The organism is Methylorubrum salsuginis, assembly GCF_900114375.1.
In the GTDB taxonomy this organism is placed as follows: Bacteria; Pseudomonadota; Alphaproteobacteria; order Rhizobiales; family Beijerinckiaceae; genus Methylobacterium; species Methylobacterium salsuginis.
The window spans coordinates 1-22,347 of record NZ_FOSV01000011.1 but is presented as its reverse complement, the minus strand read 5'-3'; the positions used below and the strand labels follow the sequence as shown (position 1 = coordinate 22,347).

Sequence of the window (22,347 nt, the reverse complement as noted above, 5' to 3'; positions counted from 1 at the left end):
CGACAGGCGCGCGGGGCCCGTGCTAGCTCGGGCGGACGGGCCGGCTCTTAGCAGGACGGGCCGCGAAACGCGACGGGACAAGCCCACATGACGATGCGGCGCGCGATCGGCCTGATGAGCGGCACGTCTCTCGACGGGATCGACGTGGCCCTAATCGAGAGCGACGGCAAAGCCATCCGCGTGACCCGCAGTGACAACGACCGCGTCGCCGCCCTCGGCCCCACGGCCTATCGCGGCTACTCGGACGAGGAGCGGGCGCTGCTGACGCGGGCGCTCCGCGACGCCGAATCCGTGAGCGCGCGCACCGACCGGCCGGGCTGCCTGCCCGAGGCCGAGGCGTTTCTGACCCGCGCCCATGCCGAGGCGGTCGAAGCGCTCCTCGCTGAGAACGGGCTGACACCGGCCGACATCGCGGTCGTCGGCTTTCACGGCCAGACGGTGATGCACCGCCCGCAGGAGCGGCTGACGGTGCAGATCGGCGATGGCGCGGCTCTGGCGCGGCGCCTCCGCATCCCGGTGGTGGCGGATCTGCGCGCCGAGGACGTGGCGCGGGGCGGGCAGGGCGCGCCGCTCGTGCCGGTGTTCCATCGGGCGCTCGCGGAAGCCGCGGGCTATGCGGGTCCGCTCGCTGTCCTCAATATCGGCGGCGTCGCCAACGTGACGCTGATCGATGCCGAGGGCGGGCTGCTCGCCTTCGACACCGGCCCCGGCAACGCTCCGGTCAACGACTGGATGATGGAGCGCGAAGGCGTTCCCTTCGACCGCGACGGCTCCACTGCCGCGCGAGGGGCGGTGGACGAGGCGCTGGTCGCGTGGCTGCTCCAACATCCATATTTCAAAAAAACGCCGCCGAAATCGCTCGACCGCCACTGGTTCTCGTACCGGCTCGCCGGCCATCTCAGCACCGCGGATGGGGCCGCAACGCTGACGGCCTTCGCGGCCCGCGCGATCCAGGCGAGCCTCGATCACGCCGCCGCGCGCCCGACCCGCTGGATCGTCGCCGGCGGGGGCGTGAAGAACCGGACCCTGATGGCGATGCTCCAGAGCCTGCTCGAGGCCGAGATCGTGAATGCCGACGACCTCGGCTGGTCGGCCGACTTTCTGGAGGCGCAGGCCTTCGCCTACCTGGCGCTCCGCTCCATCGAGGGCCTGCCGCTCACGTTCCCGAGCACGACCGGCGTCTCCGCCCCGGCGCCGGGCGGCGTGCTGCATCACCCGTGAGCCTCGGCCACGCCCTCAGGCGCATCGTCGAGGAATACCCACTCGCGAAAACGGACCCGCCGGCCGGGCACCCGCTCGCCCACGTGATCCGCAAAGGCGCGGCGGACGAACTCCGCGCCGCCTTGGCGCCGCTCGGCGGCACCTTCCTCGTCAAGGGCAGCCCCGGCCGCGGCACCCGCTGGGCCGCCGTGCCCTGGCTCGCGGCCTTCGACCCGGCCGTGACCACCAGCGCGACGCGGGGCTACTACCTCGTCTATCTGTTTCCGACCCATCGCGAGGCGGTGCATCTGTCGCTGGCGCAGGGCACGGTGGCGGCGATTCGCGAGCACGGGCCGCGGGCGGGCGCCCATCTGCGCGCGAGCGGCGCCACCTTACGGGCGCGCCTTTCGGATTTTTCGGAAGAACTGCCGGTGGCCGAGATCGCCCTCGGCACCGCGGGCGAGCTGCCCGAGGGCTACGAGGCCGCCCACATCATGGGGCTGACCTACACGCTCGCCGACCTCGCCGACGAACGGCGGCTGTGGAGAGACCTCGCGAACGGCGTCGCGGCCTATCGGGCGCTGAAGGCGCGGGGCGGGCTTGCGGTCGCGGAAGAGCCGATCAACCGGAGGCCACGGTCGCTGTGAGGCGGACGTTGAGGGCGTTGACCACGCGCAGAGCCGTGTCGAGACTCGGATTGCCCTCGTCCGACAGGGCCCGATACAGGCTTTCCCGGGACAAACCGGTCTGCCGTGCAATCTCGGTCATCCCGCGAGCGCGGGCCGCGACGCCGAGCGCCCGACGGAACAGAGCCGCATCACCCTCCTCGACGGCCGCCGCGAGATATTCAGCGATAGCCTCGTCCGAATCGAGGAATTCCGCGGAATCGTAGGGGCTGGTTTCGGTCATTGAACGATTCCTTGCAGTGCAGCCGCCAGCGCTTGGGCCCGCGCAATGTCGCGATCCTGGCTCTTCTTGTCGCCACCACACAGCAGGATCACCAGAACGCCGCTACGACGTGTGAAGTAGACACGGTAACCTGGTCCGTAATCGATGCGCATCTCGCTCACTCCGCCACCGACCGATTTGACGTCGCCGGGGTTGTCGAGCGCGAGACGGTCGATTCGCAACGCGATCCGCGCCTTGGCGCGCGCGTCCCGCAGCCCGCGAAGCCATTCGGTGAAGACGGGTGTCCGAAGAATCTCGGGCATAATCGAACGTAGCCTATGGGCTACGGTTTTTCCAGCGGGGGCGCTTGGACTTGAGGGGCGCACCTGCCCTCCGCGCGCGTCGCATGGCGAATTTGTGCCCCACGGCATCCCGCGCTAAGGCACGCAGCGCCATGTCCCACAACAGCTTCGGCCATCTCTTTCGCGTCACGACCTTCGGCGAGAGCCACGGCGTCGCCCTCGGCTGCGTGGTGGACGGCTGCCCGCCCGGATTGCCGCTGGAAGCCGACGAGATCCAAGCGGAACTCGACCGGCGCAAGCCCGGCCAGTCGCGCTTCACCACCCAGCGGCGCGAGCCGGATCAGGTAAAAATCCTCTCGGGCGTGTTCAGTGACGACCGCACCGGCGGGCGCCAATTGACGACCGGCACGCCGATCGCGCTGATGATCGAGAACACCGACCAGCGCTCCAAGGATTACTCGGAGATCCGCGACAGCTACCGGCCGGGCCACGCCGATTACACCTATGACGCCAAATACGGCATCCGCGACTATCGCGGCGGCGGGCGCTCCTCGGCGCGCGAGACCGCGGCCCGCGTCGCGGCCGGTGCCGTCGCCCGTAAGGTGATCCCCGGCATCACCATCCGCGCCGCCCTGGTTCAGATGGGCCCGCACGCGATCGACCGCGCCCGCTGGGACTGGGACGAGGTGGGTCGCAACCCGTTCTTCTGCCCGGATGCCGACGCCGCTCGGCAGTACGAAACGTATCTCGACGAAATCAGAAAAAACGGCTCGTCGGTGGGCGCGGTGATCGAGGTGGTGGCCGAGGGCGTGCCCCCCGGCCTCGGCGCGCCGATCTACGGCAAGCTCGACGCCGATCTGGCCGCCGCGATGATGTCGATCAATGCGGTCAAGGGCGTCGAGATTGGCGACGGCTTCGCGGCCGCGGCGCTCCGTGGCGAGGACAATGCCGACGAGATGCGGAGCGGTAACGACGGGCGCCCGCGCTTCCTCGGCAACCATGCCGGCGGCATCTTAGGCGGCATCTCGTCCGGCGAGCCGGTGGTGGTGCGCTTTGCCGTGAAGCCGACCTCCTCGATCCTGACGCCGCGCCGAAGCGTGAATCGCGACGGCCAAGAAATCGATCTCATCACCAAGGGCCGCCACGATCCCTGCGTCGGCATCCGCGCCGTGCCCGTCGCCGAGGCGATGATGGCCTGCGTGTTGGCGGACCACTTTCTGCGCCATCGCGGGCAGGTCGGCGACCGCACCTGACACCCGGAACCACTGGAACGAAGCCCGTGCCCCATTGCAGCGTCACCGAGGCCATCGAGGCCTTCGCCCGCGGCGAGATCGTGGTCGTCACCGACGACGATGATCGCGAGAACGAGGGCGACCTCGTCGTCGCCGCCTCGCTCTGCACGCCGGAAAAGATGGCGTTCATCATCCGCAACACCTGCGGCATCGTCTGCGCGCCGATCACCCTGGCCGAGGCGCGCCGGCTCCACCTCGACCCGATGGTGGCCTCGAACGACGCGCCGCTCGGCACCGCCTTCACGGTGACGGTCGACGTTCGCCACGGGCTGACCACCGGAATCTCGGCCGAGCAGCGCTGCAACACGGTTCGGGCGCTCGCCAACGGCAACATGGGCGCGGGCGATTTCGTGCGCCCCGGCCACGTCTTCCCGCTGATCGCCCGCGACGGCGGCGTGCTGATGCGCTCCGGCCACACGGAAGCCGCGGTCGATCTGTGCAAGCTCGCCAACCTCCCCCCGGTGGGCGTGATCTGCGAACTCGCCAACGACGACGGCACCGTGATGAAGGGGCCGCAGATCGACGATTTTTCGGAGAAGCACAGCCTCAAGCGCGTCTCGGTCGCCGATCTGATCGCCTACCGGCAGGCCCGCGACCGGCTGGTCGAGCGGGTCGGCACCTTCCCGGTCAAGACCGAGTTCGGCCCGGTGACCGGCTACGCCTACGTCACCCCGTTCGAACCGATCCAGCAATTCGCCTTCGTCCACGGCAATATCGGCGACGGCCGCAACATGCTGGTGCGCCTGCACCGTTCCAACGTCGTCGCCGACGTGATTGAGGGCGGGCGCCAGATCGAGAGCGTCATGCGCCGCTTCGCTGCCGAGGGCAGGGGCGTCCTCGTCTACCTGCGCGACGGCACCGCGGGCGTTCCGCTCAGCCGCTACGTCGAGGAGGGCGCCGAGGCGCAGCGCGTGCGCCAGTGGCGCGAAGTGGGCCTGGGCGCGCAGATCCTGCGCGATCTGGGCGTCGTCTCGATCCGCAACCTGTCCTCCTCGTCGCGCGCCTATGTCGGGCTGTCGGGGTTCGGGATCGAGTTGGTCGGCGAGGAGCCGTTGGAGGGCTGACCCCTTGCAGCCAAGCGCGGCCGTTCCCAGGTCCAGTACGGCGGCGCCATCGCCGCCCCTAATGGAAGGGAGCACCGCATGGTCCTTGTCCCCTGTCCTGCCTGCGACCACCGCGTCTCGGAGAAGGCGATCGCCTGTCCGTCCTGCGGTCATCCGGGGGAGCATGAGCGGCACGGCGCCGTCTCGGTCCTCGGGCGCGTCGCCGGAACCTACATCTCCGCCAACGCGCTGGCCGGGCTGGTGCTCGGCAGCGTCATGTTCGTCAGCGTGGCGGCGGTGCTGATCACCCTGATCCTCGCCGGGCGATAGCCGCAAAGCGGGATGTCCGGCGGGAAACGCCGGACATCCTCGATACCCAAGAGAATCAGCGCCCCATCAGCGCGTCCATATGCGCGGCGACCGAGCGGGCGAGGCCGTCGAGGCTGTAGCCGCCCTCCAGGATCGAGACGACGCGCCCGCCCGCGTGCCGGTCGGCGAGCTCCATCAGGCGGCGCGTCGCCCAGCCGAAATCGGCCTCATCGAGCTGGACGTTGGCCAGCGGGTCGAGCTTGTGCGCGTCGAAGCCCGCTGAGATCACGATGAGGTCCGGCTTGAACGCATCGAGCCGGGGTAGGATGCGCGTCTCGAACGCCTCGCGGAACACCGCGCCGTCGTCGAAGGCGCGCAGCGGCACGTTGACGATGGTGTCGTGGTCGCCCCGCTCGCTCGCCGAGCCGGAGCCGGGAAACAGCGGCATCTGGTGGGTGGACGCGTACATCACGTCACGATCCGACCAAAAGATGTCCTGCGAGCCGTTGCCGTGGTGGACGTCCCAATCGACCAGCGCCACCCGCGCCGCGCCGAGATTCTTCTGCGCGTGACGGACCGCGATGGCCGCATGGTTGAACAGGCAGAAGCCCATGGCACGGGCAATTTCGGCGTGATGCCCCGGCGGGCGCATGGCCACGAAGGCGTTGGCGCATTCGCCCTTCATCACCGAATCGACCGCGTGGATCGAACCGCCGATGGCGTGCAGGCAGGTGTTGAGCGAGCCCGGCGACATCAGCGTGTCGGAATCGATCTGGAGCAGGCCCTCCTTCGGCGAGGCCTCGACCAGTTCGGCGACGAAGGCGGCCGGATGGACGAGTTCGGCGACCGAGGGATCGGATTTCGGCGCATGCGCACGCACCAGGGCGGAGAAGCGCTCGTCCTCCAGCGCCCGCTCCACCGCCTGCATGCGGGCGGGGCGCTCAGGGTGCCCGGGCGGGGTCGCGTGGTCGAGCGCGCTCGGATGGGTCACGTACAGAGTGCTCAGGATGATTCCTCCCGGGCGCGTCGTTCAGCGGTCGCCCTGCCTCCGTTGTAGCCGCGCCGCAACAGGCCGGGCAAATGCGTTCACGCCCCCGCGATGACACACCGCCGCCACCGTGTCGGGGATTAAGCTCGGCAATATTGCGTTAACCCGTTCCGCTCCCTGCGGGACCGACCGATTGCCTTCGTCATGCGCCTTGCGTCCGGTTTCTTCCTCGTCACCGGTCTCGCCCTGCTGGCCGGCTGCCAAAGCCGGACGGCGCAGCCGATGCCGCCGACGCAGCTCGCCGTGCTGCCGACCTCACCTGAGGCGAGCCCGGCGATTCCCGCACTGCCGCCGGGTCCCGAGCGGGACGCGGTGTGGATGAAGCTCGCCCCCCAGGCCCCGCGCGATCCGGCGCTCGCCCGCACCACCGTCGATTTCGCCACCAGGGAGCCGGTCGGCACCGTGATCGTGGATGCGGGCGAGCGAAACCTCTACCTCGTCCAGCCCGGCGGCAAGGCGTTGCGCTACCCCGTCTCGGTGGGGAAAGCCGGCATGGCCTGGACCGGCCGGGCGGAGATCGACCGCAAGCTCGAATGGCCCGACTGGAACCCGCCGCCGGAGATGATCGGTCGCCGGCCCGATCTGCCGCCGCGGATGGAGGGCGGGCCGTTGAGCCCAATCGGCGCCCGCGCCCTCTACCTGGCGCGGGATCGGAAGGACACGCTGTTTCGCATCCACGGCACCAACGAGCCGGAGCTGATCGGGCAGGCGGTGTCGTCCGGCTGCATCCGCATGCTCAACGAGGACGTGATCGACCTCTACGACCGCGTCCCCGTCGGGACCAAGGTCGTGGTTCGGTGAACGAAGTCTGACCGCAATACAGCAAGAGTCTCGAAAGGCTCATTCGTGAGCAGGCATTTACCTGAACGCGGGTTCAGACTCTGCCATTAACCTCTTCTGGGAAAGCCGGCGCGTAAGTTCTCCTCACACAGGGACGAACACCGGCGACAACTGGCCGGGGAGGCATCGGATCATGACCAACATTGCTCTTCAGCTGTTCTGCGACCGGATCGTCGAGGCGGGCCGGATCACCGCGGCGGACGTCGCCGAACTTGCCCGCGAAATCTTGGCCGACGGTCTGATCGGCCGCGACGAGGCCGACCTGCTCCTGGCCCTCGACCGGGCGGTGGCCGATCAGCACGAAGGCTTCGCCACCTTCCTCGTCGCCGCGATCATCGACTTCGCCGTCTACGGCGAGCGCCCGACCGGCCGCATCACGCCCGAGACCGCCGCGTGGCTCTCGGCCTCCCTCGCCGGCCGCAAGGGCCCGACCGCGACCGGCGCCCGCATCGCCATGGAGATCGTCCGTGAGGCGACGGTGAGCGACGAGGCCCTGATCGCCTTCGCGCTCAAGGCCAATCGCTGGACCCGTCAGCCGGCCGAAGCCGACAAGGGCACCCTGCCGCTCGCTGCATGATGAATACACGTGCGGCCCGCTTCATAGGCCGGACGGCACAGCTTCCGCTCTTCGCACAACTGCTTTATCGGAATGGGATCGGGCTCGCCTTCGGGAGGGGTGAGCCAAGACGGTCTCCCAAGAAGAAGCGGCTGCAATGTTCGAAAAAATCCTGATTGCGAACCGGGGCGAGATCGCCTGCCGCGTGATCAAGACCGCCCGGCGGATGGGCATCAAGACGGTGGCGGTCTATTCGGACGCCGACCGCGATGCCGTCCACGTGGCGATGGCCGACGAGGCCGTCCATATCGGCCCGGCGCCCGCGGCACAGTCCTACCTCGTCATCGAGAAGATCATCGAGGCCTGCAAGCAGACCGGCGCCCAGGCCGTGCATCCGGGCTACGGCTTCCTGTCCGAGCGCGAGGCGTTCCCGAAGGCTCTGGCCGAGCACGGCATCGTCTTCATCGGCCCGAATCCCGGCGCCATCGCCGCCATGGGCGACAAGATCGAATCGAAGAAGGCCGCGGCCGAGGCCAAGGTCTCGACGGTGCCGGGTTTCCTCGGCGTGATCGAGTCGCCCGAGCACGCCGTGAAGATCGCCGACGAGATCGGTTATCCGGTGATGATCAAGGCCTCCGCCGGCGGCGGCGGCAAGGGCATGCGCATCGCCGAATCGGCCGACGAGGTGAAGGAAGGGTTCGAGCGCGCGAAGTCCGAGGCGTCCTCCTCCTTCGGCGACGACCGCGTGTTCGTGGAAAAGTTCATCACCGATCCGCGCCACATCGAGATCCAGGTGATCGGCGACAAGCACGGAAACGTGATCTACCTGGGTGAGCGCGAGTGCTCGATCCAGCGCCGCAACCAGAAGGTCATCGAGGAAGCCCCGTCGCCGCTCCTCGACGAAGAGACCCGCCGCAAGATGGGCGAGCAGGCGGTCGCGCTGGCCAAGGCCGTGAATTACGACTCCGCCGGCACGGTCGAGTTCGTCGCCGGCCAGGACAAGTCGTTCTACTTCCTCGAGATGAACACCCGCCTTCAGGTGGAGCACCCGGTCACCGAGATGATCACCGGGCTCGACCTCGTCGAGCTGATGATTCGGGTCGCGGCCGGCGAGAAGCTGCCCCTCGGCCAGGACGACGTGAAGCTCAACGGCTGGGCGGTCGAGAGCCGCGTCTACGCCGAGGACCCGACCCGCAACTTCCTGCCCTCGATCGGCCGGCTCACCACCTATCAGCCGCCGGCCGAAGGCCAGTTCGGCGAGGCGATCGTCCGCAACGACACCGGCGTGGAGGAAGGCGGCGAGATCGCGATCCACTACGATCCGATGATCGCCAAGCTGGTGACCTGGGCGCCGACGCGGCTCGCCGCGATCGAATCGCAGGCCCAGGCGCTCGACGCCTTCGCCATCGACGGCATCCGCCACAACATCCCGTTCCTCGCCACCCTGATGGCGCATCCGCGCTGGCGCGAGGGCGCGCTCTCGACGGGCTTCATCAAGGAGGAGTTCCCGGAGGGCTTCACCGCGCCGGAGCCCGAGGGCCAGGTCGCCCTGCGGATGGCCGCGGTCGCGGCGGCGATCGACCACAAGCTCAACACCCGCAAGCGCGGCATCTCCGGCCAGATGCGCGACCCGAGCCTGCTCGCCTTCCAGCGCGAGCGCGTGGTGGTGCTGTCCGGCCAGCGCTTCGCCGTGACGGTGGACACCGTCGGCAGCGACCTTCACGTGACGGTCGAGGACGGCGCGGTGGTGCCGGTGCGCAGCGACTGGCGCCCCGGCGAGCCGGTCTGGTCCGGCACCGTCGGCCACGAGACGGTCGCGATCCAGGTGCGCCCGCTCCTCAACGGCGTGTTCCTGCAGCATCAGGGTGCGGCGGCCGATGCCCGCGTCTACACCCGCCGCGAGGCCGAACTCGCCGACCTGATGCCGGTCAAGGAAAACGCCAATTCCGGCAAGCAGCTGCTCTGCCCGATGCCGGGCCTCGTGAAGCAGATCATGGTCACGGAAGGCCAGGAGGTGAAGAACGGCGAGGCGCTCGCCATCGTCGAGGCGATGAAGATGGAGAACGTCCTGCGCGCCGAGCGCGACGGCAAGGTCTCCAAGATCGCCGCCAAGGAAGGCGACAGCCTCGCGGTCGATGCCGTGATCCTGGAGTTCGAGTGATCGGACCGAAGGGTCCGTGAACCAGATCCACAACGAGCAGACGAAACTGCTGGCGACCGGCGTGAACAACGTTGCGGTCGCCTGCATCGTCACCGGTTTCGTGACGCCGATCAGTGCCATGGGCGTCGGCGCAACCAATGCGCCGCCGCTCGGCCTGGATACGATCGGATTCGCAGTTGCCTGGCTTTTGGCCGGTTCCGGCATACATTGGTTGGCCAGACGTACGCTGCAGAGCCTCAAGCCGTGAGTTCCGGACAGATCTTCGTCACCTTCGTACTGCCGGCCATGGTCTTCGGCCTCTGCTACGGGGCCGTCGTCCTGAACGAGCGGGCCGTGAAGCGCGCGACCGAGCGTGAGCACAGGATGCCGGGCGGGTAACGGCATCACTCGCATCCCCCTCACACAAAGACATGCCGCTCTACTTCGCCTACGGCGCCAACATGGACGCCGCCGCCATGGCCCAGCGCTGCCCGGCCTCGCGGCTGATCGGGCGCGGGCGGCTGCCGCGGCACCGCTTCGTCATCATGCGGGAGGGCTGGGCCTCCGTGGTGCGGGCGCCGTCCGCCACGGTCTGGGGCGTCCTGTGGGAGCTGGCGCTCTCCGACGTGCCGGCGCTCGACCGTTACGAGGGTGTGGCCGGCGGGCTCTACGTGAAGGCGCATCAGCCGGTCGTCACCGACGCCGGCATCAAGCGCGCCCTGATCTATCTCGGCCGCAGCCCGCCGCCGGGCGTGCCCCGGCCCGGGTACCTCGAAGCGGTGCTGGCAGCCGGCGAGGCGGCGCAGCTGCCCGGTCCCTACCTGCAGGAGATCAGCGGCTGGATGCGCCGCGGCCGGGCCTGACCCGCAGCCGGATCGACCCGGCTGGCACCGAACCTGCCTCGTGGAGGAACGAACCATCCTTCCGCGAGGGCAAAACGATGGACTTCGTCAAACCGGCCGAGATGGCCAAGACCATGAGCGACGCCGGCGTGCTGCGCGCCGAACTTCCCGTCCGCGACATGATCGTGCGGGGCATGATGGCCGGTGCGCTGCTCGGCATCGCCACCAGCCTCGCTCTCACCGCCGCGGTGCAGACCGGCGTGCCGCTCGTCGGCGCGATCGTCTTCCCCGTCGGCTTCGTGATGATCGTCTGCCTCGGGCTCGAACTCTGCACCGGCAATTTCGGCATCCTGGCCCTGTCCTTCATGGAGGGGCGGATCGGCCTCGCGCCGATGATGCGCAACTTCGCCTGGGGCTTTTTGGGCAACCTGATCGGCAGCCTGCTCTACGCGCTGCTGCTGGTGATCGCGCTCACGAACTTCTGGCACACCGGCGCCGACGCCAACCCGGTCGCCAAAAAGATCGTCGAGATCGCGCAGGCCAAGACCACCGCCTACGAGGCGATCGGCAGCGCCGGCCTGATCACGGCCTTCGTCAAGGCGATGCTGTGCAACTGGATGGTCTGCCTCGGGGTGACGATGTCGATGATGTCGACTTCGACCTTCGGCAAGATCCTCGGCGCGTGGCTGCCGATCCTGCTGTTCTTCGCGCAGGGCTTCGAGCACGCGGTCGTCAACATGTTCATGATCCCCGCCGGCATGATGCTCGGCGCGCCGGTCTCGTTCGAACAGTGGTGGGCCTGGAACCAGATCCCGGTGACGCTCGGGAACTTCGTCGGCGGCGTGCTCTTCATCTCCCTGGCGTGGTACCTGACCTACCGTCCGCAGGCCGTGCGGCGCCATGCCGAGGCGCCGACCTCCGCCGCCGTGGCCACCCGCTGAACCGAGGCCTCGTGAGGGCGCCCGGTTCGGCCTCGCCGACCGGGAGCCCTTCGCGTTGAGTTCAGAGACCAAGACGATCCGCGCTGTGCTGTCCGGCCGCGTGCAGGGCGTGTCCTATCGCGCCTGGACGAGGAAGCGGGCGATGCATCACGGCGTGGCCGGCTGGGTGCGCAACCGGCCCGACCGCACGGTCGAGGCCCTGTTCTCCGGCCCCCTGGCAGCGGTCGATGCCCTGCTGGCCGAGTGCCGTCGTGGCCCGCTCATGGCCCGCGTCGACGACATCGCGGTCACGGAAGCCGAACCGTTCACGGGTGACGGTTTCGAGATCCTGTCCTGACCCGGGCTTGCCGCTTGGGCCCGCGGCCTGTAGCGGCGCGGGGATGGCACCGAACGGGACCGGGAAGGCGACGCGCTGAACCATGTGGGACATCCGCGCCTTCTCGCCCCTCGACCTCGCCGGGCTCCTGTTCTTCGTCGCGGCCTGGGTCGGCTACAGCCTCGCGGTGCAGCGGCGCCGCGGCGACCGGCTGAGCCTCAGCCAGATCATGAACCGGCAGCGGCGCAACTGGGCGGTCCAGATGATCGCCCGCGACAACCGCGTGGTCGACACCACCATCAACGCCTCGCTTCAGAACGGCACCGCCTTCTTCGCCTCGACCTCGCTGATCGCGCTCGGCTCGGTGCTGACGCTGTCGCGCTCGGGCGACGACGTGCTCAACCTGTTCTCGGCGCTGCCCTTCGGCTCCTCGACGACGCGGGCGACCTGGGAGATCAAGGTCGCCGGGCTCGCGGTCGTGTTCGTCTACGCCTTCTTCAAGTTCGCCTGGGCCTACCGGTTGTTCAATTACGGCGCCATCCTGATCGGCGCGGTGCCGCCGAAGGGCTCGGGCGCCCCGGACGAGGTGATGCGCCGCGCCGCCGAGCGGGCGGCGGCGATGAACGTCGCGGCGGGCTCGCATTTCGCCAAGGGACAGCGCGCCTTTTTGTTCGCTTTGGCCTATCTCGGCTGGTTCGTGAGCGCGCCGGTGCTGATGCTGACGACCGGCAGCGTGGTGTGGGTGATGTGGCGACGCCAGTTCGCTTCGCCGATCCGCGCCGCCCTGCTCGCCGAGGAGGATCGGAATGGCCAGTGAAGCCGAGATCGAAGAGACGATGCTGCGCCTCGTCGCCGAGCGGGGTTCGGACAAGACCTGCTGCCCGTCCGAGGTCGCCCGCGCGCTGGGCGGCCCCCATTCCGACGGTTGGGGCCCGCTGATGCAGCCGGTGCGGCGCGTGGCCGTGCGGCTCACGAAGGACGGCCGGGTCCAGATCGTCCGCAAGGGCAAGCCGGTGGACGACCCGGACGACTTTCGCGGGATCTATCGCCTGAGCCTGCCGCGCAGCTGAAGAGTTACGGCGCCGGCAGCCACGTCTTGGTGTAGCCCGCGAGCTTGTAGGCGATCAGGCCGATCCACTCCTTCACGCCGATGTCGAATTCCGACAATCCGTCCGACGCGAAGGTGGTGAGGCGGGTGGCGTCGCGCGGGCCGCTGGTGCGGTAATCGACCGGATAGGCGGTGACCGGGAAGCCGGCCTCGCGGAAACAGCCCATGGCGCGGGGCATGTGCCAGGCGGAGGTGACGAGCAGCCAGCGCTCGCCGGGCTTCGGCTGGGTCATGCGGGCGGAAAACACCGCATTCTCGCGGGTGTTGCGGGATTGCTGCTCCAGGATCAGGCGGTTGCGCGGCACGCCGAGGCTGTCGGCGAAACGGCTGACGATTTCGGCTTCCGAGATCGGGTGCTCGCGCATGGCGCCGCTGCCGCCGGAGAAGACGAGGCGGGCCTGCGGATAGCGCCGGGCGAGGTCGGCCAGGGCGATTTCCCGTTCGCCCGCATCGTTGACGGTGATCTGGTCGCGGGACATCGAGGTGTCGGCCTCGACCGCGCCGCCGAGCACAACGATGCCGGTGACCGGCGCGCCGTCGTCGGCAAAGACGGGAAACCGGTTCTCCAGCGGCAGCAGCACCCAGGCCGAGAGCGGTCCGAGGCCCGCGATCAGCAGGCCGAGGAAGCCGGCGAGCGCCAGCGCCCGCCCGAGGTTGCGGCCCACTTCCGTGAACAGCAGCAGGCAGCCGAGCAATCCGATGAGGATCAGGAAATTCGACGGCGTGATGACGAAGAAAATCAGCTTCGACAGCGGGAAGAACATCTTACGTCCGGTCGGTCGGGGCGCGGCGTCCGTCATCGATTGACCTCCGCCTTTGAGCATCGTCCCGAAAGGTCGGATCCGGCTTTCGGAAAAAGACGATGCGGCACAAGACTTGAGCGCATCGTCCCGGATTCGATATCCGGGACGATGCGCTCGGGCTCAGGTGAGCGGCAGCGACAGAACGGACGAACCGGCCGAACGTTGCGCCAGCCGGTCGCGCCACGCGACGATGTGCGGGCGCTCCGCCTTCTCGAACGGCAGGATCAGCCAGCGGTGCGCCGCACAGCCCACCGCGATGTCGGCGATGGAGAACGTCTCGCCCGCCACATACGGCGTGCTCGCGAGGTGCCGGTCGAGCATGTCGGCGCAGCGTTCGCCCGCGGCCTGCGAGGCTTCGATCACCGCCGCGTTGCGTTTCTCGGGCGCGACGCGCACGAGTTGGAGGAAGGCGTCGCGCATGGCGGGCGTGAAGGCGGTGGCCTGCCAGTCGAGCCACTGGTCGATCAGGGCGCGGTCGCGCGGTTCTTCGGGGAGCGCCAGCACGCCGCCATGGGCGTGCGCGAGGTAACGCAGGATCGCGTTCGATTCCCACAGGACGAAGCCGTCCTCTTCGAGCGTCGGCACGAGCCCGTTGGGATTCATGGCGCGGTAGCGCGCCTCGCCGACGATGCCGTGGGCGCCGCCGGCCTCGATATGCTCGTAGGGCAGGGCCAACTCTTCGAGCGCCCAGATCGCCTTCTGGACGTTGCCCGAACTCGCCCGTCCCCACAGCCTGCGCGTCATGTCTCGTCCTTCGGCGGATAGGGATGCACCGTGCCCTGCGGATCGGTGACGCGCCAGCCTTCAGTCGACTCTTCGAGATAGCCCGGCCCCACCGGCACCTTGCCGTGGCCGCCGGGGATGTCGAGCACGTAGGTCGGTTGCGCGAGGCCCGACAGGCGACCGCGCAAGGTTCGCATCAACGCCTGGCCCTCGGGGAGGGTGGTGCGCAGATGGCCAGTGCCCGGCGCAAGGTCGCCGTGATGCAAATAGTAGGGCTTGATCCGGTTCTCGACGAAGCGGCGCATGAGGGCTTCGAGCGTGCCCGCGTCGTCGTTGACGCCGCGCAGGAGCACGCTCTGGCTCACCATCGGGATGCCGGCATCGACCAAGCGGGCACAGGCCGCGCGGGCGGCCTGCGAGAACTCACGCGGATGGTTGGCGTGAAGCGCCACGTAGACCGCGCCGGGAAAGTGTTTGAGGGCTGCGACGAGGGCGTCATCGACGCGGGCCGGCTCCACCACAGGCACGCGGGTATGCAGGCGTAGCACCTTCACGTGCGGAATCGCGCCGAGGGCCGCCGCGATGGCCGCGAGCCGCCGGGGCGAGAGGGCGAACGGGTCGCCGCCGGTGAGCACAACCTCCCAGATGTCTTCCCGCGCGGCGATGTAGGCGTAGGCGGCCTGAAGCTCCGCCTCGCTCAGCGTGCCGTGGCCGTCGGGCCCGACGCGCTCGCGGCGGAAGCAGAAGCGGCAATAGACCGGGCATACGTGGAGCGGCTTCAACAGCACCCGGTCGGGGTAGCGGTGGACGAGGCCGGGGAGGGGGCTGTGGGCGTCGTCGCCAATCGGGTCGGCGCGCTCGTCCGGGGTGGTCTCGATCTCTTCCGCGCGGGGAACGAACTGGCGGGCGATGGGGTCCGCGGGGTCGGCCGGGTCGATCAGTTCGGCGATGTCGGGGGTGAGCGAGATGGCGTAGCGGGCGGCGACGCGTTCGAGGGCGGGAAGTCTCTCCGCATCAACAAAGCCGGCTTCTGCGAGGGCATCGACGCTTTTCAGCACGCGCGCCTCCCTCTCCCCCACGGAAATCGGGCTTGCCCGATCTCCGCATTCTTGAGTGCTCAAGTCGGGCAAGGCCGCCTTGAGATGGGAGAGGGTGGCCCCCGAAGGGGGTCGGGTGAGGGGAGCGACGCTTCCGGAGAATTCACCGTCGGCGGCGGCCAAGCGGGACCGTCGCTCCCCTCTCCCGTCTGCTCCGCAGACACCCTCCCCCGCAGAGGGGGGAGGGTTTTCCGATACGCGCCGCCCGAACGGGAAAGCCTTCACCGTCCCGCTCCCCGCGCCACCGGCGTCCACACCACATCGTCGATCCGCGGCGCGCCGGTCGCCAGCATTACCAGCCGGTCGAGGCCGAGCGCGATGCCGCTGGCCTCCGGCATGATCGCCAAAGCCTCCAAAAATTCCTCGTCGATGGGATAGCGCTCGCCGTAGACCCGCGCCTTCTCGGCCATCTCGATCTCGAAGCGGCGGCGCTGCTCGGCCGGGTCGGTCAGCTCGCCGAAGGCGTTGGCGAGCTCGACCCCGCAGGCATAGAGCTCGAACCGCTCGGCCACCCGTGGATCGTAGGGGACGGGGCGCGCGAGCGCCGCCTCGCTGACGGGGTACTCGCACAGGATCGTCGGCCGGTCCTTGCCGAGATGCGGCTCGATCAACCCGACGAGGACGCGGGAGAACAGGTCGGCCCAGGTGTCGTCGGGCGCGACCCGCAGGCCGCGCGTCACCACCTGCGCGGCCAGCCCCTCGCGGTCGGTGGCGCCGTCCGGCGCGATGGTGGCAAGCAGATCGATGGCGGCGTGGCGCTCGAACGCCTCGGCGAGCGTCAACCGCTCGAACGGGGCGAACGGATCGGCCTGCCGTCCGCGAAAGCTCAGGCGCTTGCCCCCCGCGGCCTCGGCGGCGAGCGCCAGCAGGTCGGCGCAGTCGGCCATCAGCGTGTGGTAGGTCTCGCCCGCCCGGTACCATTCGAGCATGGTGAATTCGGGGTGATGCAGCGCGCCCCGCTCGCGGTTGCGGAATACGCGGGCGAGGCTGAAGAGCCGCGTCTCGCCCGCCGCCAGCAGCTTCTTGCAGGCGAATTCCGGCGAGGTGTGGAGGTAGAGCGGCGCGCGCGACCCATCCGGCAGCAGCGCCTCGGTGGCGAAGGCCGAGAGATGCGCCTCGTTGCCCGGCGAGACCTGAAGCGCCGCGGCCTCGACCTCGACGAAGTCACGTTCCGCGAACCAGCCGCGCAAGGACGCGACGATGCGGTTGCGGGTCATCAGCAGGGGCCGGCGATCCGCGTGGACGGACGGCTGCCACCAGGGCGAGGCCTCGGCGCTCACGCGAAAAACCTCGCCGGCTGGCAACGGGAGCCCGGATAGGGTAGGGCCTCGCGGATGATTCCGCTCGCACGGCCGTCCGGCGTGTGGGGCAGTGCCGTTTTCGTCAAGCCTTAAGGTCCACGCTCGTGAAAGTGATCGCCAGTACCCTTCGCAAGGGCAACGTCGTCGAGAAGGACGGCAAGCTCTACGTCATCCTGACGGCGGAGAACATCCACCCCGGCAAGGGCACCCCGGTCACCCAGCTCGACATGCGCCGCATCACCGACGGCGTGAAGATCTCCGAGCGCTACCGCACGACCGAGCAGGTCGAGCGCGCCTTCGTCGAGGATCGCGACCACACCTTCCTGTATCAGGACGGCGAGGGGTTCCACTTCATGAACCCCGAGAACTACGAGCAGATCGCGGTGCCCGAGGACGTGGTCGGCGACGCCGCCCCCTACCTGCAGGAGAGCATGACCGTCACGCTCTCGACCCATAACGGCGTGCCGCTGACGATCGAGCTGCCCCAGCGCGTGACGCTGGAGATCGTCGAGACCGAGCCGGTGACGAAGGGCCAGACCGCCTCGTCCTCCTACAAGCCGGCGATCCTGTCGAACGGCGTGAAGACCAGCGTCCCGCCCCACATCTCCGCCGGCACCCGCGTCGTCATCATGACGGCGGACGGCTCCTACGTGGAGCGTGCCAAGGACTGATCCGGCAACGCCCGCCCTCCGGTCGCGGCCGGGGGCGGGCCATCAATAATGCGGCGGCGGCGGCTCCGGGGCGCCGCTCGCCCCGCGGAAGGCCGTGTCCTCGACCTGCTCTTGCAGCCGTGCCAGCTGGCGTGTGAGCCGATCGATCACACCCCATTGCGCGGTGATCGCGGTGTTCAGATCCTCGATCACCGCCTCCTGCTCGGTCAGTCGGATTTCGAGGCGCGCGAGGCGGTCGGGCTCGGACGGCAGTTCGCTCATGGGACGACCATGCCCGTCCCGACGCGACGCTGACAAGGGCCGGCTCCGCGATCCGGGCAAGGCACACCGCCGCCATTCGCTGAGGGCGGAAAGCCCATGCATCGGGCGCATCGCAGCCATCGGCCAGTTCGGTCTCGGACCGAATTCAAATTTGCCGGCAAAAATCGCTGCAAATCGACCATCGCCGTCCGCGTAGCCGTCAGTCTATCAACCATCAAAATCGGCGAAATATTCCATTACTTACTTTTATGTACCAGGTATATCAAATATTTCTATCGCACATATTTATATTAATACGATAATTTGGCTCTTTATGCGTCAAATATGAAGCGTCTATTGCTTCACCATCGGGAAGACGAGTAAATTTTACGGAAAACTATCCGTATCCGGTCCGCCTTTCGTTGAGGCGCGAGTCTCCATGGTCCGCTCGGATGTCACCGCCGGATCCATGAAAGCCAACACGCCCGCCGACCGCCGCGCATTGATCCTTCCCGCCCTGTGCTGGGGGCGGGAGCATTCGGACTTTTACGCCGTCACCGAGGACATCACCGCGCAGGGCATCGGCTTCCGCTCGGCGGTCGTGCCGGAGATCGACGCGCGGCTTACCTGCAGCATCCACTTCGTCGGCGCGGTCGAGGCCCGGGTCGTCGCCAAAGGCCTCCACAATTTCGGTGTGCGCCTGACGATGCCGCGGGAGCGGGCCGCCGAGATCGCCCGCACCACGATGGAGATCGCCCGCGGGCAGGATCTGGCGACGCCCCTGGAGCGACGGCACCGCCGGATCACGCCGCGGCGGCGGGACGTCTTGGTCACCCTCGACGATGGCGGCGTCGTGCCGGGCCGAATCCTCAACGTCTCGGGCTCGGGCGCCGCCGTGGTCCTGGCCCGCCCGGTCGCCCTCGGGGCGAGTGTCACGCTCGGCTCGACGGCGGGCCGGGTGGTGCGCCTCTTCACCGACGGCATCGGCGTGCTCTTCGACGCCGCCCTCGATCCGGCCCGGATCGATTCCGGCATCAGGCTGTAGGCGGCAGCCCTCGCTTCCAGGCCCGCAAGGGGCTAAACGGAGGTCTATCCCGCATCGCAGCGTCCCAGGCCTCGATCTTCGTCAGACCCGGTCGCGCGATGCATCCGGGTCGGAGAATCGTCTCCGGCCCGAGCAAAGCGGCCGGATGCCTGCCCCGTGACCGATTACGTGAAGAAGATCCTCTCCGCCCGCGTCTACGACGTGGCGATCGAGAGCCCGCTCCATGCGATGCCGCGGCTGACCGCTCGGCTCGGCCGGCCGGTGCTGCTCAAGCGCGAGGACCTCCAGCCGGTCTTCTCGTTCAAGCTGCGCGGCGCCTACAACAAGATGACCTCGCTCTCGTCCGAACAGCTCGCCCGCGGCGTCATCTGCGCGTCGGCCGGCAACCACGCGCAGGGCGTGGCGCTGGGGGCGGCCAAGCTCGGGGTGCGCGCGGTGATCGTGATGCCGCGCACCACGCCGGCCATCAAGGTCGATGCCTGCCGGGCCCGCGGCGCCGAGGTGGTGCTGCACGGCGACGCCTTCGACGAGGCGCTCGCCGAGGCGCGCCGCCTGGAGGCGCAGTGGGGCCTCACCTTCCTGCATCCGTTCGACGACGCCGAGGTGATTGCCGGCCAGGGCACCATCGGCATGGAGATCCTGCATCAGCATAGCGGGCCGATCGAGGCCATCTTCGTGCCGATCGGCGGCGGGGGGCTTGCCGCCGGCATCGCCTCTTACGTGAAATACCTGCGGCCCGAGACCAAGGTGATCGGCGTCGAGCCGGACGACGCCGCCTGCATGAAGGCCGCGATCGAGGCGGACGAGCGGGTGACGCTGCCGAGCGTCGGCCTGTTCGCCGACGGCGTCGCCGTGCGACAGGCCGGCGAGGAAACATTTCGGCTCTGCCGCGAGCTGCTCGACGAGGTCGTCACCGTCGATACGGACGCGATGTGCGCTGCCGTGAAGGACGTGTTCGACGACACCCGCGCGGTCTCCGAGCCGTCGGGGGCCCTGAGTCTGGCCGGTGCCAAGGCCTGGGCGGCACAGAATCCCGGCGCCGGCACGCTGGTGGCGATCTCCTCGGGGGCCAACCTCAACTTCGACCGCCTGCGCCACATCGCCGAGCGGGCCGAGATCGGCGAGCAGCGCGAGGTGCTGCTCGGCGTCACCATCCCCGAGCGGGCGGGTGCCTACCGGGCCTTCATCGCCGCGCTCGGCCCCCGGGCCATCACCGAGTTCAACTATCGCTACGCGAGGGGTTCGGACGCGCGCATCTTCGTCGGCATCAACCTGCCCGGCGGCAAGCCGGAGAAGCGCGAACTCATCGCCGCGCTGGAACGGAACGGCTACGCCGTCACCGACATGAGCGACAACGAGATGGCCAAGGTCCATGTCCGCTACATGGTCGGCGGTCGGGCCACGGGCCTCGCGGATGAGCGGCTCTACCGCTTCCAGTTCCCGGAGCGGCCGGGGGCGCTGATGAAGTTTCTCGACGCCCTCGGCGACGACTTCAACATCAGCCTGTTCCACTACCGCAACCACGGCGCCGATTACGGCCGGGTGCTGGCCGGGATCGAGGTGCCGGCCTCGGAGCGCGCCCGGTTCGACGCGGCCCTCGATGCCCTGGGCTATCCCTGCTTCGACGAGACCGACAACCCGGCCTACCGTCTGTTCCTCGACAACGCTGGCGAGCAGGCTTCCGTCAACTCTCGTTGACCGTGGCGCCGGGGCGCTTCCCGTGCGGGCGATCCGGCCTTAACCTTCATCGGGTCGGCAGGCCGCCGGCTTCGACGGAACGGAGCGATCCGCCGATGCGAACTCTCCTCTGCCTGCTCGCCCTGGCGCTGCCCGGCGCCGCCCTGGCCGAACCCTCGGCTGCGCCCCACGCACGGCCGTCCGTCCGCCCCCTGCTCGACGAGCACTTCACCGACGCCGTCCGGAAGCAGGCCGAGGAATCGGCGGCACGCCAGAGCGACTTCGACCGGCGCATCTCCGAGCGCAGCGCCCGGGCGGCGCGCTCGATCTGCAGCGGCTGCGGCGGCTCGGGCGGTCCGGCCGGTCGCGTCACTCCGCCGGGAATGCGGGGTGAGAGTGCCGAGACCGTCCTGCCGCGCGATCCGGCCCAGGCGCCGTTGGATTGATCCTCAGGCCGCCGTGGCCGGCTTGGCGCGGAACAGAGCGGCGCAGCCGGTGTCGCGGTGCATGCTCAGGATCGAAGCGCGATCGATCTCGGGATTGGCGTTGAGAACCCGGCGCACGTCCTCGACCAGCAACGTGTAGCGCTCGGCGTCGTAGTTCTTCTCCAGCGGGCTGACCGCGATATAGGCCTCGACCACCAGCACCCGCTCGGCGCGTTCCTTGGTGACGTCGACGGCGATCCAGGCGGCTTTGACGAGGCGGTTGGCGGCAAGCATGGGACGACCTCCGATGCCGCCGTGTGCTCCGACGGCTTGTCGAAGCGATCATGGACCCGCCTGCGGACCATGCCAAGTTGTCGAGCCAGCCTTTACAGAGCAAACGCCGGGGATCCGTGCGGTCGTCTCGGATTTCACTCGCGGCGACCCGGCGGACAACGCCCGGCGCGGAGCATGTCCGGCCGGGCGGATTCGCGGTCGTCCCGGCTACGCCGCCGGATTGTTGGCCACCAAGCGCAGTCCGCCGAAGCCGCCGAGGCGGGGCCATTCCGCCGTCGTGGGCGTCGCATCGGCCTCGGCGTCGCGGCCCTTCAGGTTCCGTCGCGCAATCCAGCGGACGACCTTGTTGCCGTCGTATCGGCCGGCCTTGCGGCCTTCCCGGCGCTGGAGCCAGCGCGGCACGTCCTCGTTCTCTCGATTCATTCCGTCCCCCTCGAAGCCGTCCGCCACGGGTCGGCGCGCTTCGTCATTCGGAAGGCGCTGCGCCGTAGCGGCTTGATCGACGGGAGCAGGAGGCACCGAGACCCGGGAGGCGCGCATCCTCCAAATTGGGGATATTTGACAAAAATCGACCTGAGGTTATGCGCGCAACCCGTGTCAGATCACGCAGTTGGCCGCGGAGCGCGGCAACGGGGTGGCGGATCGGATGCGCCGCACGGGAGAGTGCCGGGACCCGGCAGGCCTGCCGATTCATTGCTTGACCGTGCGGAGGCGACTGCGCGACGACGGAGCGATGTTGACTCTCGTTCGTGTGGCGGCCTGGATCGTTGCCGCGATCCTCGTCTTCGTGACCCTCTCGCCGATCGAGGCGCGGCCGGTCGTGGCCTCACCGCATCTGGAGCGGGCGGCGGCCTACGCCCTGTTCGGCTTCCTGCTCGCCCTGTCCTATCCCCGGCACTGGCGGCTCGCGCTGGTGGCGAGCGTCGCCATGGCCGGCCTGCTGGAACTGGCCCAGGGTCTCACCGCGAGCCGGCACGGGCGGCTGTTCGACTTCTCGGTGAAAGGGACGGCGGCGGTTCTGGGCGTGCTCGCCGCGCAGGGATTGACCGCGCTGATCGCCCGCCGCGCCGTCCGCTGAGGGCGGCTGTCCCGGATGAATCCGGGACGGCGGTTCAGGAGCGGGCGCCGGCCGGGGTGGTGCCGATGCCGGTGTACTGGAATCCGTGTTTGTCGGCTTCGGCGGGGGAGTAGACGTTGCGCAGATCGACCATGACGGGGGCGTTCATCAGCCCCTTCAGGCGCGGCA

Annotated in this window: 30 protein-coding genes; 20 read left to right on the top strand and 10 right to left on the bottom strand. The window is 68.9% G+C overall.

Annotation, left to right across the window (positions count from 1 at the left end):
* The first annotated feature begins 87 nt into the window (after positions 1-87).
* Both BM140_RS14035 and BM140_RS14030 read left to right on the top strand, forming a co-directional pair.
* Positions 88-1,221, top strand: a complete 1,134-nt coding sequence (locus tag BM140_RS14035; RefSeq protein WP_091947256.1) for an anhydro-N-acetylmuramic acid kinase — start codon at positions 88-90, stop codon at positions 1,219-1,221.
* The gene (locus tag BM140_RS14030) at positions 1,218-1,847 is read left to right on the top strand and encodes a DUF3578 domain-containing protein (protein ID WP_091947253.1); all 630 of its coding nucleotides are present in this window, start codon (positions 1,218-1,220) and stop codon (positions 1,845-1,847) included. The genes BM140_RS14035 and BM140_RS14030 overlap by 4 nt, the downstream gene beginning before the upstream one ends.
* Here BM140_RS14030 and BM140_RS14025 read toward each other — a convergent pair.
* Positions 1,822-2,109: an addiction module antidote protein gene (locus tag BM140_RS14025; RefSeq protein ID WP_091947250.1), complete on the bottom strand. Its 288-nt coding sequence runs from the start codon at positions 2,107-2,109 to the stop codon at positions 1,822-1,824. The two genes, BM140_RS14030 and BM140_RS14025, sit on opposite strands and share 26 nt — an antisense overlap.
* Positions 2,106-2,411 carry a type II toxin-antitoxin system RelE/ParE family toxin gene (locus BM140_RS14020; protein WP_091947246.1) on the bottom strand — a complete coding sequence of 102 codons (306 nt, stop codon included), beginning with the start codon at positions 2,409-2,411 and terminating at the stop codon, positions 2,106-2,108. The genes BM140_RS14025 and BM140_RS14020 overlap by 4 nt, the downstream gene beginning before the upstream one ends.
* Positions 2,412-2,542: 131 nt before the next feature.
* Here BM140_RS14020 and aroC point away from each other — a divergent pair, with 131 nt between their 5' ends.
* The 3 genes from aroC (at position 2,543) to BM140_RS14005 (ending at position 5,055) form a co-directional block, all read left to right on the top strand.
* The gene (aroC, locus tag BM140_RS14015) at positions 2,543-3,643 is read left to right on the top strand and encodes a chorismate synthase (RefSeq protein WP_091947243.1); all 1,101 of its coding nucleotides are present in this window, start codon (positions 2,543-2,545) and stop codon (positions 3,641-3,643) included.
* 26 nt (positions 3,644-3,669) lie between these two features.
* Positions 3,670-4,746 (top strand): 3,4-dihydroxy-2-butanone-4-phosphate synthase, encoded by a 1,077-nt coding sequence (gene ribB / locus BM140_RS14010; protein ID WP_091947237.1) that lies wholly within the window; start codon positions 3,670-3,672, stop codon positions 4,744-4,746.
* 78 nt (positions 4,747-4,824) lie between these two features.
* Positions 4,825-5,055 (top strand): zinc ribbon domain-containing protein, encoded by a 231-nt coding sequence (locus BM140_RS14005; RefSeq protein WP_091947234.1) that lies wholly within the window; start codon positions 4,825-4,827, stop codon positions 5,053-5,055.
* A 55-nt stretch (positions 5,056-5,110) separates the two neighbouring features.
* Here the strand turns inward: BM140_RS14005 and BM140_RS14000 are convergent, their stop codons facing one another.
* Positions 5,111-6,040, bottom strand: a complete 930-nt coding sequence (locus tag BM140_RS14000) for a histone deacetylase family protein (RefSeq protein WP_091947230.1) — start codon at positions 6,038-6,040, stop codon at positions 5,111-5,113.
* 186 nt (positions 6,041-6,226) lie between these two features.
* Here BM140_RS14000 and BM140_RS13995 point away from each other — a divergent pair, with 186 nt between their 5' ends.
* The 10 genes from BM140_RS13995 to BM140_RS13955 all read left to right on the top strand — a co-directional run bounded on the left by BM140_RS13995 (position 6,227) and on the right by BM140_RS13955 (position 12,787).
* Positions 6,227-6,883, top strand: coding sequence for a L,D-transpeptidase (locus tag BM140_RS13995; protein ID WP_091947227.1), 657 nt, complete (start codon positions 6,227-6,229; stop codon positions 6,881-6,883).
* Between the two features lie 172 nt (positions 6,884-7,055).
* Complete coding sequence (locus tag BM140_RS13990) at positions 7,056-7,499, top strand: hypothetical protein (RefSeq protein ID WP_091947224.1); 444 nt, start codon at positions 7,056-7,058, stop codon at positions 7,497-7,499.
* 136 nt (positions 7,500-7,635) lie between these two features.
* On the top strand, positions 7,636-9,639 hold the full coding sequence (locus BM140_RS13985; RefSeq protein WP_091947221.1) for an acetyl-CoA carboxylase biotin carboxylase subunit: 2,004 nt from the start codon (positions 7,636-7,638) through the stop codon (positions 9,637-9,639).
* A gap of 16 nt (positions 9,640-9,655) precedes the next feature.
* Complete coding sequence (locus BM140_RS13980; RefSeq protein ID WP_091947218.1) at positions 9,656-9,886, top strand: hypothetical protein; 231 nt, start codon at positions 9,656-9,658, stop codon at positions 9,884-9,886.
* Positions 9,883-10,017 (top strand): hypothetical protein, encoded by a 135-nt coding sequence (locus tag BM140_RS26600; protein WP_280142594.1) that lies wholly within the window; start codon positions 9,883-9,885, stop codon positions 10,015-10,017. The genes BM140_RS13980 and BM140_RS26600 overlap by 4 nt, the downstream gene beginning before the upstream one ends.
* A 32-nt stretch (positions 10,018-10,049) precedes the next feature.
* On the top strand, positions 10,050-10,481 hold the full coding sequence (locus BM140_RS13975; RefSeq protein WP_091947216.1) for a gamma-glutamylcyclotransferase family protein: 432 nt from the start codon (positions 10,050-10,052) through the stop codon (positions 10,479-10,481).
* 77 nt (positions 10,482-10,558) lie between these two features.
* Positions 10,559-11,401 carry a formate/nitrite transporter family protein gene (locus tag BM140_RS13970; RefSeq protein ID WP_091947213.1) on the top strand — a complete coding sequence of 281 codons (843 nt, stop codon included), beginning with the start codon at positions 10,559-10,561 and terminating at the stop codon, positions 11,399-11,401.
* A 55-nt stretch (positions 11,402-11,456) separates the two neighbouring features.
* Positions 11,457-11,738 (top strand): acylphosphatase, encoded by a 282-nt coding sequence (locus tag BM140_RS13965; protein WP_091947208.1) that lies wholly within the window; start codon positions 11,457-11,459, stop codon positions 11,736-11,738.
* Between the two features lie 82 nt (positions 11,739-11,820).
* Positions 11,821-12,534, top strand: a complete 714-nt coding sequence (locus BM140_RS13960; protein WP_091947205.1) for a DUF599 domain-containing protein — start codon at positions 11,821-11,823, stop codon at positions 12,532-12,534.
* On the top strand, positions 12,524-12,787 hold the full coding sequence (locus BM140_RS13955) for a DUF3253 domain-containing protein (protein WP_091947202.1): 264 nt from the start codon (positions 12,524-12,526) through the stop codon (positions 12,785-12,787). The genes BM140_RS13960 and BM140_RS13955 overlap by 11 nt, the downstream gene beginning before the upstream one ends.
* Before the next feature lie 4 nt (positions 12,788-12,791).
* Here the strand turns inward: BM140_RS13955 and BM140_RS13950 are convergent, their stop codons facing one another.
* From BM140_RS13950 to epmA, 4 genes are all read right to left on the bottom strand, one after another.
* The gene (locus tag BM140_RS13950) at positions 12,792-13,589 is read right to left on the bottom strand and encodes a YdcF family protein (protein ID WP_091947199.1); all 798 of its coding nucleotides are present in this window, start codon (positions 13,587-13,589) and stop codon (positions 12,792-12,794) included.
* 159 nt (positions 13,590-13,748) lie between these two features.
* Positions 13,749-14,372: a glutathione S-transferase family protein gene (locus BM140_RS13945; RefSeq protein ID WP_091947196.1), complete on the bottom strand. Its 624-nt coding sequence runs from the start codon at positions 14,370-14,372 to the stop codon at positions 13,749-13,751.
* Positions 14,369-15,409, bottom strand: coding sequence for a lysine-2,3-aminomutase-like protein (locus BM140_RS13940; protein WP_091947193.1), 1,041 nt, complete (start codon positions 15,407-15,409; stop codon positions 14,369-14,371). Before BM140_RS13940 ends, BM140_RS13945 begins: the two co-directional genes overlap by 4 nt.
* A 260-nt stretch (positions 15,410-15,669) precedes the next feature.
* A complete protein-coding gene (epmA, locus tag BM140_RS13935) occupies positions 15,670-16,728 on the bottom strand; it encodes an EF-P lysine aminoacylase EpmA (RefSeq protein WP_091947190.1) in 1,059 nt (352 codons plus the stop codon).
* Positions 16,729-16,853: 125 nt separating this feature from the next.
* On the opposite strand from epmA, the gene efp reads away from it, so the two are divergent.
* Positions 16,854-17,420: an elongation factor P gene (gene efp, locus BM140_RS13930; protein WP_091947187.1), complete on the top strand. Its 567-nt coding sequence runs from the start codon at positions 16,854-16,856 to the stop codon at positions 17,418-17,420.
* A gap of 42 nt (positions 17,421-17,462) precedes the next feature.
* Here the strand turns inward: efp and BM140_RS13925 are convergent, their stop codons facing one another.
* Positions 17,463-17,681: a SlyX family protein gene (locus BM140_RS13925; protein ID WP_091947184.1), complete on the bottom strand. Its 219-nt coding sequence runs from the start codon at positions 17,679-17,681 to the stop codon at positions 17,463-17,465.
* Positions 17,682-18,129: 448 nt separating this feature from the next.
* On the opposite strand from BM140_RS13925, the gene BM140_RS13920 reads away from it, so the two are divergent.
* From BM140_RS13920 to BM140_RS13910, 3 genes are all read left to right on the top strand, one after another.
* On the top strand, positions 18,130-18,705 hold the full coding sequence (locus BM140_RS13920) for a PilZ domain-containing protein (RefSeq protein WP_091947625.1): 576 nt from the start codon (positions 18,130-18,132) through the stop codon (positions 18,703-18,705).
* A 102-nt stretch (positions 18,706-18,807) separates the two neighbouring features.
* Positions 18,808-20,403 carry a threonine ammonia-lyase, biosynthetic gene (ilvA, locus tag BM140_RS13915; RefSeq protein WP_091947182.1) on the top strand — a complete coding sequence of 532 codons (1,596 nt, stop codon included), beginning with the start codon at positions 18,808-18,810 and terminating at the stop codon, positions 20,401-20,403.
* A gap of 95 nt (positions 20,404-20,498) precedes the next feature.
* Positions 20,499-20,828 (top strand): hypothetical protein, encoded by a 330-nt coding sequence (locus tag BM140_RS13910; protein ID WP_091947178.1) that lies wholly within the window; start codon positions 20,499-20,501, stop codon positions 20,826-20,828.
* 3 nt (positions 20,829-20,831) lie between these two features.
* Here BM140_RS13910 and BM140_RS13905 read toward each other — a convergent pair whose 3' ends face one another.
* Together BM140_RS13905 and BM140_RS13900 are read right to left on the bottom strand one after the other, a co-directional pair.
* Positions 20,832-21,101 (bottom strand): hypothetical protein, encoded by a 270-nt coding sequence (locus BM140_RS13905; RefSeq protein WP_091947175.1) that lies wholly within the window; start codon positions 21,099-21,101, stop codon positions 20,832-20,834.
* 207 nt (positions 21,102-21,308) lie between these two features.
* The gene (locus tag BM140_RS13900) at positions 21,309-21,524 is read right to left on the bottom strand and encodes a hypothetical protein (protein ID WP_091947622.1); all 216 of its coding nucleotides are present in this window, start codon (positions 21,522-21,524) and stop codon (positions 21,309-21,311) included.
* 310 nt (positions 21,525-21,834) lie between these two features.
* On the opposite strand from BM140_RS13900, the gene BM140_RS13895 reads away from it, so the two are divergent.
* Positions 21,835-22,179, top strand: coding sequence for a VanZ family protein (locus tag BM140_RS13895; RefSeq protein ID WP_091947172.1), 345 nt, complete (start codon positions 21,835-21,837; stop codon positions 22,177-22,179).
* The last annotated feature ends 168 nt before the right edge of the window (positions 22,180-22,347 follow it).